15 protein-coding genes and 2 pseudogenes are annotated in these 16,123 nt (G+C 35.2%); 2 read left to right on the top strand and 15 right to left on the bottom strand.

Annotation, left to right across the window (positions count from 1 at the left end):
* Window positions 1–23: 23 nt before the first annotated feature.
* From O3670_RS06820 to O3670_RS06810, 3 genes are read right to left on the bottom strand one after another with little or no spacing between them, the layout of a single operon-like run.
* Window positions 24–869, bottom strand: a complete 846-nt coding sequence (locus O3670_RS06820) for a DUF4097 family beta strand repeat-containing protein (RefSeq protein ID WP_080568076.1) — start codon at window positions 867–869, stop codon at window positions 24–26.
* Complete coding sequence (locus O3670_RS06815; RefSeq protein ID WP_014635185.1) at window positions 866–1,450, bottom strand: DUF1700 domain-containing protein; 585 nt, start codon at window positions 1,448–1,450, stop codon at window positions 866–868. Before O3670_RS06815 ends, O3670_RS06820 begins: the two co-directional genes overlap by 4 nt.
* On the bottom strand, window positions 1,437–1,763 hold the full coding sequence (locus tag O3670_RS06810) for a PadR family transcriptional regulator (RefSeq protein ID WP_022496158.1): 327 nt from the start codon (window positions 1,761–1,763) through the stop codon (window positions 1,437–1,439). The genes O3670_RS06815 and O3670_RS06810 overlap by 14 nt, the downstream gene beginning before the upstream one ends.
* A gap of 162 nt (window positions 1,764–1,925) precedes the next feature.
* On the opposite strand from O3670_RS06810, the gene O3670_RS06805 reads away from it, so the two are divergent.
* Window positions 1,926–2,534, top strand: coding sequence for an NUDIX hydrolase (locus O3670_RS06805; RefSeq protein ID WP_014635184.1), 609 nt, complete (start codon window positions 1,926–1,928; stop codon window positions 2,532–2,534).
* A 235-nt stretch (window positions 2,535–2,769) separates the two neighbouring features.
* On the opposite strand, the gene O3670_RS06800 is transcribed toward O3670_RS06805, so the two are convergent.
* The 11 genes and pseudogenes from O3670_RS06800 to O3670_RS06750 all read right to left on the bottom strand — a co-directional run bounded on the left by O3670_RS06800 (window position 2,770) and on the right by O3670_RS06750 (window position 12,952).
* Window positions 2,770–3,270 carry a hypothetical protein gene (locus O3670_RS06800; RefSeq protein WP_014635183.1) on the bottom strand — a complete coding sequence of 167 codons (501 nt, stop codon included), beginning with the start codon at window positions 3,268–3,270 and terminating at the stop codon, window positions 2,770–2,772.
* Window positions 3,245–4,000 (bottom strand): hypothetical protein, encoded by a 756-nt coding sequence (locus O3670_RS06795; protein ID WP_371595923.1) that lies wholly within the window; start codon window positions 3,998–4,000, stop codon window positions 3,245–3,247. Before O3670_RS06795 ends, O3670_RS06800 begins: the two co-directional genes overlap by 26 nt.
* 36 nt (window positions 4,001–4,036) lie before the next feature.
* Window positions 4,037–4,315 carry a hypothetical protein gene (locus O3670_RS06790; RefSeq protein WP_014635181.1) on the bottom strand — a complete coding sequence of 93 codons (279 nt, stop codon included), beginning with the start codon at window positions 4,313–4,315 and terminating at the stop codon, window positions 4,037–4,039.
* Between the two features lie 32 nt (window positions 4,316–4,347).
* Window positions 4,348–4,968: a hypothetical protein gene (locus O3670_RS06785; protein ID WP_014635180.1), complete on the bottom strand. Its 621-nt coding sequence runs from the start codon at window positions 4,966–4,968 to the stop codon at window positions 4,348–4,350.
* A gap of 631 nt (window positions 4,969–5,599) precedes the next feature.
* The gene (locus O3670_RS06780) at window positions 5,600–7,540 is read right to left on the bottom strand and encodes a hypothetical protein (RefSeq protein ID WP_021144738.1); all 1,941 of its coding nucleotides are present in this window, start codon (window positions 7,538–7,540) and stop codon (window positions 5,600–5,602) included.
* Window positions 7,537–9,762 carry a glycosyltransferase family 2 protein gene (locus tag O3670_RS06775; RefSeq protein WP_084915200.1) on the bottom strand — a complete coding sequence of 742 codons (2,226 nt, stop codon included), beginning with the start codon at window positions 9,760–9,762 and terminating at the stop codon, window positions 7,537–7,539. The genes O3670_RS06780 and O3670_RS06775 overlap by 4 nt, the downstream gene beginning before the upstream one ends.
* Window positions 9,752–10,816, bottom strand: a complete 1,065-nt coding sequence (locus O3670_RS06770) for a bifunctional glycosyltransferase family 2/GtrA family protein (protein ID WP_084915202.1) — start codon at window positions 10,814–10,816, stop codon at window positions 9,752–9,754. Before O3670_RS06770 ends, O3670_RS06775 begins: the two co-directional genes overlap by 11 nt.
* A 102-nt stretch (window positions 10,817–10,918) precedes the next feature.
* Window positions 10,919–11,956: a sensor domain-containing diguanylate cyclase gene (locus tag O3670_RS06765; protein ID WP_371595922.1), complete on the bottom strand. Its 1,038-nt coding sequence runs from the start codon at window positions 11,954–11,956 to the stop codon at window positions 10,919–10,921.
* A gap of 21 nt (window positions 11,957–11,977) precedes the next feature.
* Window positions 11,978–12,211: pseudogene (locus O3670_RS06760) on the bottom strand (PfkB family carbohydrate kinase); the annotation flags it as partial.
* A 29-nt stretch (window positions 12,212–12,240) separates the two neighbouring features.
* Window positions 12,241–12,849, bottom strand: coding sequence for a DeoR/GlpR family DNA-binding transcription regulator (locus O3670_RS06755; RefSeq protein ID WP_037620461.1), 609 nt, complete (start codon window positions 12,847–12,849; stop codon window positions 12,241–12,243).
* The gene (locus O3670_RS06750) at window positions 12,797–12,952 is read right to left on the bottom strand and encodes a hypothetical protein (RefSeq protein ID WP_014635174.1); all 156 of its coding nucleotides are present in this window, start codon (window positions 12,950–12,952) and stop codon (window positions 12,797–12,799) included. The genes O3670_RS06755 and O3670_RS06750 overlap by 53 nt, the downstream gene beginning before the upstream one ends.
* Before the next feature lie 1,084 nt (window positions 12,953–14,036).
* Between O3670_RS06750 and O3670_RS06745 the strand changes: the two genes are divergently transcribed.
* Entirely contained in the window at window positions 14,037–14,309 is a 273-nt protein-coding gene (locus O3670_RS06745) for a hypothetical protein (protein WP_371595921.1), read from the top strand.
* Window positions 14,310–14,323: 14 nt separating this feature from the next.
* On the opposite strand, the pseudogene O3670_RS06740 reads toward O3670_RS06745, so the two are convergent.
* Window positions 14,324–15,573, bottom strand: a pseudogene (locus O3670_RS06740) (ISL3 family transposase).
* Window positions 15,574–16,123 lie beyond the last annotated feature (550 nt).

The raw sequence follows: 16,123 nt of genomic DNA, 5'->3' as shown, positions 1-16,123 counted from the left end.
CTAATGTGAGCTGGCTTTTTATGTTATTCAACAGTTATATCACCGAGGTCTGAGGTAATAGTTAGTGTGTTATCCTTTGAAATCTTAAGGTTATTTGTGATGTCCACCTCTCCTGAATGACTATCGGCTTGAACATTGAGCGTGTAATCTTTAAGAACTATTTCAATATCACCGGATGTAACATCAAGTTTATTGTGACCATTGAAAATCAGGTTATCTCCAGAGTAATCTCCCATTGCAATAGATAAATCTGAGTTAGTAAAAAGTGTATGATCACTATCAACACTACCAACATCAAGATTAGCTTTTAGGTTGCTGACAATCATTTTAGTAAAAGTTAGGTCCCCTACATTTAGATTGATGTCTGCTTGTTTGATGGTGCTATTACTTAAATCTAGATTTCCAGTTGCTAAATCAACCTTTAAAAAATCAATCGTTTGTTTTTTAGGGAGTGTAATGACAATGGTTTTATTTCTGACTTCCTTGTTGAGAGTAGAAAGCCTTACTAAATCTTTTAATCCGAAAAAGTTAATATGTTTGTTAGAAGTCGAATCTAATTCAGAGTTGTTATCATTGATAGTCAATTGACCATCCTTTACAGATGTGTCAATTGGATTTTTTGTTTTTTGGTAGTAAGAAAGCGTTGCTTTGTCAACTTCACCATTTTTTATAAGCACATTGTAGCTACTACTTTTAATATCAATTTTATTGAAGTCCTTAACTTCTTTCTTGACATAATCTTGCTCACTTATAGTTTTATTTTGTAAATCTGTTAAGCCACCTTGGCTATAACCCCAAGCTACTAATCCTCCTCCTAAAAATAGAGAGATAAGAGACACTCCGAGGACAATCTTTTTCCAAGTTTTCATGATTTTCTTCCTTTCTTGATGAGCCATTTAATCAATAGGGTAATTAGCTTTACAATAAGTTTACAGATTTCAAATGAAATCAAAAGCAGTAAGAGTGCTCCTCCAAACATCAATAGACCTAGACCCACTCCAAACAGTGTTGAAGCTAGTGAAACATTTAAGAGAGAGAAGCTTGTAAAGAAAGTGTAAATACCACTAATGAGTAAGGCAAAAGTAAGAGCTAAGGCAGTCACTATAACTGCAAAAATAACCACAAGAAGTGTTAATAGCATAGCTAGGAAGAATAGTAGAATTGGTAAGGCGACTGGACTGGCTAAAACAGCTAGAATCGCAATCCAGAGGATAGTTGTTTTATTACGTAAGCTACTCTTTTCCTCAATAATCTTTTCGTCTAGAAGACGACTAATGACTTCATGTGCTGCTTCCTTAGGTGTACCCAATTCTGCAATAACCTGAGCTTCATTTTCAGGTCCAGCCTCTTCAAAATATTCCATGAAATATTCGAGAGCCTCTTCATAGTCCTTTTGTGGTAATTTTCGTAGATATTTTGTTAATTTGGCTATATATTCAGTCCTTGTCATGTCTTAATCTCCCTTCTACAATACCATCCAGAGTTTCTTTATAGGTTAACCATTCTTCATTAAGAAATTGAAGTTGATTTTTTCCCTCTTGGGTAATACTGTAATATTTACGTTTACGCCCTTGATACGCTTGGCTATAAGTGGTCATATAGCCTGCTTTTTCAAGCTTTTTTAGAATAGGATAAAGTGTTGACTCCTTGATATTAGCCACAAGCTTAATGGTTTGACTAATTTCATAGCCATAAGAGTCTTCTCTATCTATAATAGCTAGTATTAGGAACTCTATCAGGATTGACGATGTTGGAAAATACATAATGTGCTCCTTTGCTTTTAGGATATGTATAAAAATTATATATAATTATTTTACACATTGAGTGTATCTCTTTTAGAAAGATATGTCAATATTTTATATATAAAAAATTTATATAATAGGGATAACTTATTTTTTATGATAATATGAAGTCAAGGAGTTCTTATGACTATTAAAGATAAACTAGCTCATTACGAGCCAAAGCCACTAGGGGAGAAAGGACGCTATGCAGTGCTTTTACCCTTGATATATGATGTAAAAACTGATAAGTATCAAATCCTTTACCAAGTACGAAGTGAGCATATTTCTCAACCAGGTGAGGTTTCTTTTCCTGGTGGCCGTGTCGAAGAAGGTGAGACTTTTCAAGAAGCTGCTATACGAGAAACTTGTGAGGAATTAAACTTATTTCCTGATCAAATTGACATTTGGGGAGAGATTGATTATCTGATTCATCAGGGGAGAACCATCCATTGCTTTGTTGGAAAGATAAATATAGAAAATTGGGAGGATATTCATCCAAATGAAGAGGTGAAACGGTTGTTTACAATCTATGTTGACACGTTGTTGACAGAGAATCCGATTTATTATAAAGTGATTTCTACCTTGAGTGATGCGAAAGATTTCCCATTTTTCTTGGTAAAAAACAGAGAAAAATACAATTTTGGATATAGTGAACGTCATATTCCTTTTTACAGAAACTTGACAGAAAATATATGGGGGATGACAGCTATGTTTACACACAGATTTACAGATATTCTGAAAGATTTAGAGTAAAAATAAAAGATCAACGGTAATATGTTGATTTTTTTACTATTAATTAAATTGTTTATTTGCTACAAAAGGAGTGAAATTTATTTCTGAGACAGGGGTCTAGAGTATTCCTAAAATGATTTTCAAAATTAATATGGAAGCTTTTAGCTAGGTGGTCAACTTCAGAGTAGACAAGATTTTTTTGTTTCATTTGTGTCATTCCTATACTAAAAGGGGAGTATTATGTAGATAGAGGCTGTTATGCTTTGGTGTTATTCTGCCTAAGATTGATGATTCTATTGATTTTTCTGAGGGAGTTACCTATGTTGAAGAGAAGGTAAAGCATATAACTATAAATAGTAAAGCTCCAAAAATCTGGGACAATACTGAGACTGTAGACAAATAGGACTGTTGCACTAACAAAAATTAGACAGCTACATATTATTGAAAGTAGAGGATATCCTTTTGAAAATAATAGGCTTTCTATGATTAAGGCAAAAGCAGGTAGCAAAAGAGTTAGAATGATAATAATAAAGATGAAGCGTTGTGTATCATCTAGCATCAAGTTACCCAATGATTTACCTAGGTAAAACCGAGAATCACTTCCCCCAGGATAAATCAATTCTCTTGTCAAGGGACTAACTAGGATTAGGGTGTCAAATAATGAGAAAGCCGCCCATCTCCAAATAGGGAAAGCCCATTCTTCCTCAGATAATTCTCTCTGAGTTCTTTCTTCAGTTAATTCTAATTTGATTGTCATCAATATGTACCTCTTTTGGAAAGTCGTTATTTTGATTTAAGATATACCATCCATCTGGTAGTTCAGAGTTTTTAAGTACCTGTTCTAATTGAGAATGTAAGTCAATTTCTTTAGTCGTGGAACCAGAAGGAAAACTCAATTGGACAGTAAGTTGTTTGTTTCGTAGAGCATCTTTAAGTGAAAAATCATAATAGCCACCTAGCGCTTTAGAATGTCCCCTCTCATAAGTATAGAGCGTCGTGTATGGTACAGGTTCTATCTGAACAATAATATTTTTTAAATCTTTCTCGGATCTTAGAGCTTTAGAGATATCATTGATAAATTTTTGATTTCTAGGGTTGATTTTAATAGACTTTTTAATAAAGTCGTCCCCATATTCTCTTTCATCAGGTAAAATCTTATATTCACTATTTTGGCGATTAAAATCTGAGTCGCTTTCTGTTGGGCTGGCAATGTAAAGATAGAGTAAATCTTGAATATGGAGAGGAAGTTGAGTATTTACATGTTCTTTTTTGTTATTAATGGTCTCTTGATAATCAATATGGAAAATCAGGTAATGTTTAACCTCATCTTCTTTATTCATACGATAAGTAATTTTATCTGCCCATCCGATACCAGTTATCTGCACCTTTCCTTGAAATCCACGAGTTTTATAAAAACCTCTAATATTTTCTTGAGCATTGTAATAGAAAAAGATAGCAATCATGGTCAATAATAAAATCAAGGGCATAGTAATTTTAAGGTATTTGAAGTTATTTTTACCATATTAGTTATGACTCTCCTTAACTAGTAGGTTGTAATCTTTTTGACTTTTAACTTCCTCGAGGTGTCCAGTCGTTGTATCAGTACTTGTAAAATACCAATAGATACCCTCCTTATTTGGTGTTAACTCCTTTTGGAGTTTAATGGCATCATCCAAATTAAGTGAATCAGTTGTTACGATAATTAGGCTGAATCTTTTTTTGAGCGATTGGTCACTGTATTCGTTATTGTCTTGATCTTTGTAATCAGCAAAATTTCTTTCTTTGGTCCAGATAAGGGGCATGGAGTTGATAATGAGGGGATCCTCTTTATGACCTATAGAAAAATTATCCTTTGAAAGGAGATAGCGGTAAGGTTTAGCAAATTCGTAGTATTGACTGACTTTTGCTGGTTTGGTTTTGTTGCCTTATGGGTGCGTAAATTGACATAGAATACTTTTTCGTTGTCATAGGATGAAAATTTCACAAACTCATTCCTACCATCGGAGAACATGGTATTATCCATGGAACCGGGATCATCATATCCTAGTTTCTTAGCAAGGTCTAGTACATTAATAGTGTATCCTTTTCCAGTATCTTTACCAAGCTGATAATAGTGGATAATATCATAATTTTTAGAGTCCTTCTTGTGTTTAGATGCTTTATACCTAGATTCTTGGAAGGCTAGATAGGTGCGACCGACGGCTAATTGACTTCTCTCCAGTGCTTTTTCATTTCCAAACTTAACACCTAAAACGTTAAAGTTTCCAATTTTGACGTTTTGAAAGGATGTTACAGTAACTTTTTTGTTAGTATAGTCGTAAAGTCTATCGTCTAAAGAATAATCGGCTTGAAGTCTATAACCATAGCGAACGAATGTACCTGTAAGTAGAATGGTTATAAAAATAAGGAGATAAACATGCCACATACGCCATCTAAATGTTTCTATTTTTGTCATAGGAGATCCTCTTTGAGTAATAGAAAAACCATGAAAATCTTATTTTCATGGTTTTTAATTCAATTATTTTACTTCAGTAAGAATCAGAGAAGTTAGTACCGTCTGAAATTAAATATTATCTTGGTCAAAATTATGAGATTTTAGTTGAAATAGAAGAGGTTGATTACTTCGATACGGACTTTAGCAGAGCATCCCATCGACTTTCTTTGGCTGAAATAACTGAAATTGTTAAATATCAAAGTATGGACAATGTTTGAAGCAACTACCAGAAGGCATAGGAAAAGGTGAAAGGGAATATTGGGAAAACAACTATAAAAGAGATAGATAAAGGGCTATTTTGATTGTTCACGAGAACCAAAATCTGATATTGCTTTTGTAGATATGAGATTTTTCTATGCTAGTGTTGAGTGTGTGGAACGTGGATTGTATCTTTTAAGGACCTCGCTTTGTGTGATGAGTAGAGCAGATAATTCAAACGGACTTATCTTAGCTTCCTCTCCAATGTTCAAGAAAGTCTTTTGAGCACTACAAGAGGCGAAGTCACAAACTCCGCCTCCTTCTACATATTTTTTGTTATAATAGAATATTTTATTTGAAATATCAAGACTTATGCTTGATAAAGCTAGAAAACTTACCCTTTTCCAGCAAGAATATCTGATACTTTATACAATCCTGGGGAATATGTCCGACCAAATAGTTTTTTCGTCAAGGCATTAAACGTATAATGGTCATCTAAAATCAAGACTTCGTCATACGTTTTTAAGAGTGCAATAAAGTCATCGTCTGTTAAATTGGAACCATCTCTAGTATCGATATTTTCATTGCCGAGGTAATAACTTGTTGCGCTGTCGCTGTATGATGCCATTAAATCTAAAAATTCTTGGTCAGCCGTCACAAAATTTTCTCTGGCATCAACATTGACATCCCACAGATAATAACGACTAGCATATTGGACAAAATAATTATCTACATTCTCCTTATCTGCTGTTACAACCAAAATTCTATCCGTTGACGAATTACTCTGACTTCCAGTAAACTGATGAATTTCTTTTACGACCTCGTTTGTTTCCTGATTGTTATTGTAAACAATGCTATTATTTTCTGACAAGAACATTCCAATGGCATAAACTGTCAAAACAAGGCTCGCGTATTGGTACAAGTGTTTATTAAATAAGCTCTTGTAAGACCTAGCATTACGTTTACTAATGATTTTTTCATACAGACACTTGTCCATTACCCATGCTAAAGCCATGGTCAAACAACCAAAAGCAAAGATAACGATGCTCGAAGCATAGCGCTCAAATCCTGCTAATTCTAACGCTTCATCAGTCGGCATTGCTGTCAGATACATGAGTAAAATGCCAATATAGTAAGTCACAATCGAAATATCAACAAATCCCCAAGTCAACAAGACAAATTTCTTATATTTCAAACGAATGCCAATCACAATAAAGGCAATCAGCATAATCAGATTGATTATCAAAATTCCATTGCTTGCCAAACTGTCAAACGTAAACACCGATTTGACAAAAAGAGTGATAATTTTTTGTGGGTCGCCTGACAGATTTCCAGTCAATACCTGACCAAGTTCTGACATGGACACCGCATGCTTGGCACTTGAGGCATTTGGGAAATTATCCGTCACATGCTTTTGCCAAATAACAAAAGGAAGACAGCTGACTAGCAAGGTCATTATGAGCAGCACTAGTGCTTTTAAACGTGCTCTTTTACGAACAAGTAAACGCACAATACAAACCACATAAACTACTAAAACGAGAGCGACAAAGAAAAGTCCACTTACTTTGACGATACTTAATAATCCAAGAATTACCGCCGTATTTAGCGACAAAAACCAGAAACGATTACGATAGACAAAACAACCTGCTATGGCTGCCAAGGCCAAGGCCGGAAGCAGAAAATCAACCAGCAAATTATTTAATCGAATAGCAACGTTGAACGTATTAAAAACAGCAAACGAAGCAAAAATCATGCTAACCATTAAGACACGTCGATCATCACGAAGTGCCGCAAACATGGCATAAAGACTGGAAGCAATCAAGAAGAATTGCCCGACCAACATACTACCTTCTGAAAAGCCTACGATAGTCGTGAAAAAATAAATGAAAAGTGAACTTCCAACAGGATAGGTATAATAACTAATAATCGTATCCTGCTGTGTTGGCAAAGCATTATTGATATGGAAAAATTTTACAATCGTTGCCCAATGCGTAAAATTATCATAATGTAAAAGCGGTGAATGCCAGAGCGTTATTCCAAACAAAAGCAAATAAGCCATCATTCCAAGCGCAATATAATCAAGTCTCCTAAAGCGATATTTCTTTTTCCATACCGCCCAAAGATAATAAAGACTCAAAAGACAGCCCAAAACAGAAATGGCATACACGGTCTGCAACATAAAGCCTAACAAACTACCAAGGTACAATACCAATGTAATGACTGAAAATGTAAACACCCATGTCAGACTGCGATTCATCTTCACAGTATTACGGAAAAAGGCATTGTACCCCATGGTAATCACAAAGAACAACAGTAATCTAGCAATACTAATCATACTCTCCCTCTCCATTCATTTGCTAAGGCTTTAAAAGCAGGTAAGCTATCCAAATCCGCTAAATTGGTAACTCTATAAAGCGATTCGTCTCTATCAATATCATAGGACACAAAAGTCAACTGAATTGGCAAATCTTTGTAGGTAAATGCGACATTCGGTTCTTTTTTAGGATTTGTCAATTTTCCAGAAAATGTCATGTAATAATAATCTGTCTTTCTAAGCTGGCATTTTTTTCCAGCAACCTGAACCTCTTCATTAACACGAACTTTCGGAAAAGCTACTTGGTCATAGGCTGAAACAGGACGTTCATTATTTTGGAAACGTTGACTAAAGTTCTCAAATAAATCATCCCATGTTGTCATCCAAGGGTCTTTTTCCTTCGGAAGATTGTGATTAATGCGGTCATAAATGTACTGATAAAATTCGCGCTTATCAGCTTCAGGAATTTCTGAAAATTGAACGCCGTAGCGCCAACCATTATCAATCGCAAAAACACGAACAACATGACCTTTTACCCTCGCATGGTAATCACGTGATTGCAAATTAAGCGTCAGTTCTTTTTCTTTCGGCAAATACAATGGTAAATCCGTATAGAATGAAATCCCCGTTTCTGAAATATCACAGACTCTCACTTGGTAAGAATCATCATCAACCTCAATAACCATAGCTTCATCAACAGTAAAACGCTCACTTGAGCGATAAATCGGACGACCAAGCGCACAGAAAATCGCAAAGGTCAAATTGATGATATGATAAATCAACCAAAAACTGATAATACTTCCATAAAAAAGCTCTGAACCAAATTTTCCATAGTTAAAAGTCACCAACCCATAAACGGCTAATCCCCATAAAACAAGATAAGGAAGCGCATAAAGGTACAACGTCCACGACGTATCATTTCCCTTACGTGTCACCTTAAATTTTTTTTCGCTAATGCCAAAGGACTCCAACATCATGGGAATAAACAAATACGGAGCAAAAATCGTTTCCACAATTTCTCCCCAAACCTGTGTTCGGTATTGTTTTGAGACTTCTCGCATTGACAAGTGTGTCAATGCGTAACTTGGCAACCAGAATAGGAACAGTAGCCAGATATTTGACACCACCACACGCACATGGAAAACCGTATATAAAATCGGTGCCAAGATATACAATAACCGTCTAAAGAAAGACCACCAATAAAGATAGCCATTAATATAAACAATTCTTTGCCCCTTTGTCAATTTGGGATTAAAGAAGATATTCATATTGTAGCTACTGCGAATAACGCCACGTCCCCAGCGCGCGCGCTGTTTGATGACACTCTTCAAATCTGTTGGCGTTAACCCGCTAGCCATTGGACTTTTCGTCGAATAATTTACATAACCAGCCGCATTCATCCGAACACCTAGCTCGAAATCCTCCGTAATGGTATCTGTCGGAAAACCACCAACATCTTCAATCGCCTTGCGGAAAATAACCGTATTAGACCCCGTATAAACCGCTGCACCGTGCGAATTATTGCAAACATTAATTTCTTTGGAAAAGAAATCTTGTTCGTTTGGTAAGGTTGATTCTGAAAACAAGTTAAATTGGAAAATATCAGCATTGTAAAAACTTTGTGGCGTTTGAATCAAACCAACTTTTGACTTATCATAATCGTCACCATTTTCATAAGCCTCAACTTGTTCAACAAAATAAGGCACAGTTTCCAACAGGAATTCACGATAAGGAATCATATCCGCATCAAATGTCGCCACCAAAGGTGATGACGTCTGACGTAAAGCATTATTGTAGTTTCCTGATTTGGCATCTTTATTATCCGCCAAACCAAAATAACCAACACCAAGCTCATCAGCCAATTTGGCAACTTCTAGACGATTGGTATCATCACAGACGTAGATATGCACCTTAGACTTATCAGGATATTCCATAAAAGTACAGGCATTAATCGTCTTATAAAGCAACTCTGGATCCTCATTATGCGTTGCAATCAAAACATCCACATCTGGGTAACGCTCCTTAGCAATCTCAGGCTTTTTAAGCTCAAAGTCCTTTTGCTTATTCCAAATGAGAATGTAGCCTGTAATGGCTGAAACTACCTCACTTCCCCACAATAAAATCCCAAAGATCAGCGCAAACCATGAATCATGCCACGGAATAGTCGCCACCAAACGCCAAGTTAAATAAAAGGCAGTCGTTACAAATGCAACGAAATAGAGTATCCTCTTACTAGTCTTCATTCTCACCTCCACTAAAAATCAAATGTTTTTGCACAAAATAACTGACAAAGAAAAGTGTACCGTCAACTAAAATCTTCACCAATGAAATTGGCAGCGTCGTCAAGGCATTTCCTAGAACTGTTACCAATAAACTTGACAAAACAATCTGTACTACCACCAAAGTGAAGTATTTTATCGCACTATTTGATTGACCTCGTTTAAAGACCACCTTATGATTCAAGGTGAAATTAACAACAGATGATATCGCACGCGCTAAAATCGAAGCTAACGTCACCGCACTAAAACTCAATCCATTAAACAAAGAAATTAAAATCGTAAAAGCAACAATATCAACCAAGAAGGAAAACAATGCTGAAAAAATGTACTTGAAGAAAACCTTGTAAATTCTAATCGAGTCACGAATCGCATCAAAATGCGACGACTGATTTTCATCCAAATAAATCGTTGCAATGCCAACTTCACAAATCAGAATATTGTCCTCTTTTGCCTCAAGTAACATATTCATCTCAAATTCATACCGTTCACCCTCCACGGTTAAGAGTTTTGGCAACCATGACATAGGAATCACACGAAGCCCCGTTTGCGTATCAGAAACGTTCATACCTGTCATAGCCCCCAAGACGTCTCTTGTCAATAAATTTCCAAATTTACTACGTAAAGGAACAGATTTTTCAAATGTTCTAACACCCAGCACCAAACTATCAGGATGTTGCAAAAATTCAGCCAAACATTTCATCATGTCTTCGTAGGTATGTTGACCATCAGAATCAATCGTCACAATTCCTTTGGCATTAGGAAAATTGTCCAAAATATATGAAATAGCCGTTTTTAAAGCACGACCTTTTCCTTTATTATCATCATGTCTTTGCAAATGACATGCATAGTCACTCTGCGCTATTGCAAATAACGGTGCAAAATCAGCTCCACTACCGTCATCGACTAGAATAATGTCAAACATTTGATTTTCCTTATCCCGAATATTTTTCAAAAGTTCCAACAAACGGTCATCAGGTTCATAGGCAGGAATGACAATAACAACATCTTGAAACATCATCGACGTTCTCCTTTCTGACTTTTATTTTCGTACATTTTCTTATCAGCTATTGCAAATAACGGTGCAAAATCAGCTCCACTACCGTTATCGACTAGAATAATGTCAAACATTTGATTTTCCTTTCTGACTTTTATTTTCGTACATTTTCTTATCAGCTATTGCAAAAAAATCAACGAAGTTTTTATGTGATTGATAAGAGTCCGTATAAGCACCTAAAGATGCTGTAATCCCCATATCTTTGAGAGTCATTTCTGCTTGAACAAGTTTTATTAAAAATTCAGCTTGATTTTCAGAAACTCCAGGGAGTAAAACCGCAAATTCATCTCCACCTAACCTTGCTATTACAGCACTTTCAGGCATTATCTTCGTTAAAATATCACCAAATTCAATTAGAATCTTATCTCCCGTAGCATGTCCAAAGGTATCATTTGCTTCCTTGAATTTATCCAAATCAGATATAATAACCGTAATTTGTTCTTCTTTACGTGTCAGACATTCCTCAAAAGCAAGCTCAATATATCGTCGATTATGAACCCGTGTTAAAACATCTTCGTATGCCATCCTCTGTATTTCAAGTTCATGAAGTCTCTGCTCTGTAACATCAAGAACAAAACAAAAAACACCAATCACTTTTTGGCGATTGTTATAAATGGGAGAATACATATTTTGCCAGTAAAGCGTTTTGTCGCCTGTCTTAATAGTATCCATAAATATAAATGTTTCACCCTTTTTCGCACGATCAACATTTGCTTTTAAACGCGCAGCATTTTCACTATTAAGATAATTCATTGGAAAGTCACCAATTTTGGGAGTGAAATAAAAGATTTCTTCCATGAGCCGAATATCATTCTTATTAACCGCAATAAAACGATAATCTAAGTCTACAGCATAGACGTTAATAAGTTTCGAACTCTGTAAGATAAAGTGGGATAGCATATGCTGTCTTCGATTAAGGTAAGATGCTAGGGTCCAAAGAACTAGTAATCCTATAAAGATTGCTAAAACGATGGGATTATCATGGTCAATCAAAACATCATCATACACTAAGCGCATTAATAACATTAACGCAGCAAAAATACTTAAGTACGTTAACAATCTTTGATGCTTGATTAAAAAATCACTTACTTTTCCTAATACCATTACAGCTTCACCATTCTAAGTAGTTTTAATACCTTCAGCATCCAAACTGTCTGTAACAAAACGTCCTGTAAAACCACCGATGAAGCCCGTAGCAGTATTGTCAATTCCTAAACGTTGTAGAATACGGCTGACATTAATACCCTTACCGCCAGCGAATTTATCATCACTCTCTATACGGTTAACTTCACCAATCTCTACCTTGTCGATACGAACAATGAAGTCGATTGATGGGTTTAGCGTCACAGTATAAATCATACTTCAATAACCCTCGTTTTCTCTTTTAATTATTTAAGGAGCCCTTCTTCCGAAGCATTTGTGATTATGGTTACTTTCTCAACCTCGGCTACCTTAGCATAGGTAACCTGACCAAGTTTAGAAGCATCAGCTAGAACATAGGCTTTTTGCGCATTAGCTATCACTGTTCGTTTAATGACCGCCTCTTCCATATCTGGCATTGTGAAATAATTGGCATCAACTCCATTAGCACCAATGAAAGCACAATCAAAATTCAGTTGTCTGATTTGTTCCAGAGCTGTACTTCCAATAGAGGCATCTGTTGAATGTTTAACCTTACCACCAATAATCCTAGTACTAATACCGAGATCTACCAGCTTAACAGCATGATGGATAGAATTAGTCACAACCGTCACCTGACGATTCATTTCCTCTGGATATGGTGAATATTTGTCATAAGTTCTAAGCCCAGCCTCAACGTGACCAATACTTACTTTATTGTAAAATGCAACCAATCCAGCAGCAAAAGTTGTTGTAGTATCACCATGAACTAAAACCAAATCAGGTTGTTCTTTCTTAACAACTGGATCAAAATTAGCCAAAATTTTAGAAGTAATTTCCTGAAGTGATTGATTTTTTTCCCATGATATCCAAATCATAATCAGGAACTATTTCAAAAGTCTCCAAAACCTGGTCAAGCATTTGACGGTGTTGAGCTGTGACTACTGTAATAGTATTAATGGTTTCTTGATGTTTTTTCAACTAAAGAATTAACGGCGCCATCTTAATTGCCTCTGGTCTTGTCCCAAAGACAACCATAATATTTAATTTTCCCATAAGATCCCCCCTATGACCTATACGAAATCAATATAATATTGACAAATAAGACTCTACATTATCACTTTATTATCCCCAATAAAAAGGAAAATGAGTTATCCTTTCTCCAAAAGCATTAAAGGGAATGCCCTCGCTATTGGTCTTGTTTTGCAAATGATGTAAAGTAGATAAAGAAAAAGGTCTCAATAAAAAGACTATCATTACGTATAAAATTCAAGAAGTAAGACAAGAAAACTAAGTCATATCATCCAAGGATATCAATTGTTTTGAGATTTTCTAGTCTTCTCCCCCGAATTTAAAAATACACTATTTAATAAATAAAAAAACTGCAGGAGAAAAAACGCTTTGCTAATAAAAGTGTTTTTGAATCCAGCAGTATTGCTAATTTACATATATTTCATAAAAACTTCTCCCCATTTTAAAGAGCGTCCCCTTTACTTACGCTCTATCCCCATCTTACAAATCAAAACATCGGTATGATAACCCTATCCCAATACCATATCACATAGCACCAAGTACCAACAAGTAATCATTCAACTCTCCCCAAAAGAGTCAAAATATTACAAACAGGTTGGCTTCGAGTTACTACTACCCATGTTCCCTATTCATATAGACGCTATAATTATAGCATGTTATTTTTATTTTTCAACCTTCTTTCAATTTTTTATTATTTTAATGTATGTGATAAGCATTATAATGAGGTCGTTTGAATTAAGCACTCCTACTTAACAAATACTAATCAAATGATATTTATCTATATTTTAATAAATAATAATTAAACACCCTTTGGCTTTTAAATGGATTTGCATAAAAAAATCAGAATTCTTATTAAAATTCTGATGTACAGTAAAATCTGTACTTTTGTTTTTTTAAAATAATATAAAAAGCACTCTAGCTTCTATAGTTTAAACAAAACTACAGATTTTAGAGCGCTATTACTAAAAGAATAGAGTATTAATATTGATAATTAGACATTAGTCCTAATTAATTAATTCAAGGAGGGATATTTATGGCAAAGGGAATACTAATTAAAGCTCCAGATCTTTTTACAGTTGACGAACAGTTAGATATTCAAAAACAATTTAAAAGTGATGACATTGAGATTGCTTTCCTTAAGGGGGATCAGATTCAAGCTTCGTTCAATTCTTTTATTGAAATGTTGATTAATAATGATTTTTTGAATGATCTTGAAATAGCTCTATGTGTAGATATTTTGAAAGATATTATTAAGATTATTTCTAAGATGAAAAAAAAGAGGCTCTTTGTCAACTGTAGTGGGTGACGAAAAGCTAACATCTAGAGAGAACCTGATAGGTTTTCTCTTTTTGTATGTTCAGAGTGATGAAAACACGCTTCCTAAAGTTAATAAAGTTTCTAAAACCGAAGCCCAGACGTTTGATGTCTTTGATAAGCTTATTGATCCCCTCCAATTTTGCATTTGAGTAATGTGTTTCTAGTGCGTTTTTGATGTATGGTTTGTGTCTAAATAAGGTCCTAAAGACAGTTTTGAAGTAATGATTGACCTTGCTTATATTCTCATCTATGAGTTCAAAAAACTCATCCCCCATCTTCTCCTGAAAGTGAAAAAGCAAAAGCTGATAGAGGTTATAATAATTAGCGAGTTCTTCTGAAAAGTCTAGTGTCTTCCTAACGACTTCATGTGGACTTAAGGTTTGACCAAAGGTCTTTGAGTGAAATGATTTACAAGATAACTTACGGCTGTCCTTTTGAAAGAGTTGCCAGTGATTTTTCAAGGCTCGATAGGGTAGAGACTTCTTATCGAACTGGTTCATAATCGCAATTCTTGTCTTTAAAAAGGCACGTCCAAGGTACTGGATAATGTGAAATCGATCAAGAACAATTTTGGCGTTAGTGAAGAGTTTGCGAGCCAGTGGAATATAAGCTCCAGACATATCCATCGTGATAAACTGTACCTGTTGTCGGACTTTCAATGGGTACTTCAAAAAGTGGTTTCGAATAGTGGTTTGACGGCGATTATCAAGGATGGTTATGAGTTTGTTGGTCTCATAGTTTTGCGCCACAAAAGAGAGTTCACCTTTCTTGAACCCAAACTCATCCCAAGACATAACAGCTGGGAGCTTGTCATAATACTCCTTGAAAGTAAACTGGTCAAGCTTACGATAGACAGTGGATGTCGACACACGAAGTCTTCTGGCAATATCTGTTAGTGACACCTTTTCAGTAAGGAGCTGTGCAACTTTTTGCCGGACTAGATTGGAGATTTGGCAGTTTTTCTCAACGATTGATGTCTTAGCTACCGTGACTCTCCTACAATTTTTACACTGGAAGCGACGTTTCTTCAGACGTAGTAGTGTTGAAGTTCCCGCTTGCTCGAGAAGAGGGATTTTAGAAGGCTTTTGAAAGTCGTACTTGATCATCTTTCCATGGCAATGAGGACATGATGGTGCAGGGTAATCAAGTTTTGCTTGAATCTCGATATGAGTGTTAGTTTCAAAAATAAGTGAAATCTTGATATTTTGGTCTTTAATTCCGATTAATTCTGTGGTATTCTTAATAAGTCTCATGAGTTCTTCCTAATGATGGTTTGGTCGCTTTTCATTATAGTTCTTATGGGGCTTTTTGTGTACATTGAAAAAGCTCTATAATCTCTACAGGGGTTTTACCCACTACAGAAATTATAGAGCCAAAAAAGAATGTAGTTATACTTGATGCTAAACAAAATGAAAAAACTGCTAAACTGACCATTAAATCTAATACCGGTAAAGGAACAATATATTTAGAAGTGCCATGCGATATTTCTGAATATGAACTCCAAGAGTCGATAGAAAAAATTATCGAAGCAAAAAGTATTCTCGATAATAATAGTAATGAAGGTCTAAATGATTTATATATTGTTGAAGATAAATCTGGAAATTTGTCAATTATGACATTAACCGAGTATATTAATTACAGGAAAAGTATTAGATAAGATATATTGCTATTATTTAATCAAGATTAAGTTGACTTGGCTCATTATGAACAGAAATCAATTAAGAAAAAGGTAGAGAAAAAGGTAGAGTTTAAATTGAAATACAGTGCATTATATTACTTTTGACAAAAAGAAAAAACGCTTGA

The organism is Streptococcus sp. 27098_8_74 (genome assembly GCF_041431705.1).
Classification (GTDB): Bacteria; Bacillota; Bacilli; order Lactobacillales; family Streptococcaceae; genus Streptococcus; species Streptococcus salivarius_E.
This window is presented reverse-complemented; position numbering and strand designations above follow the sequence as displayed.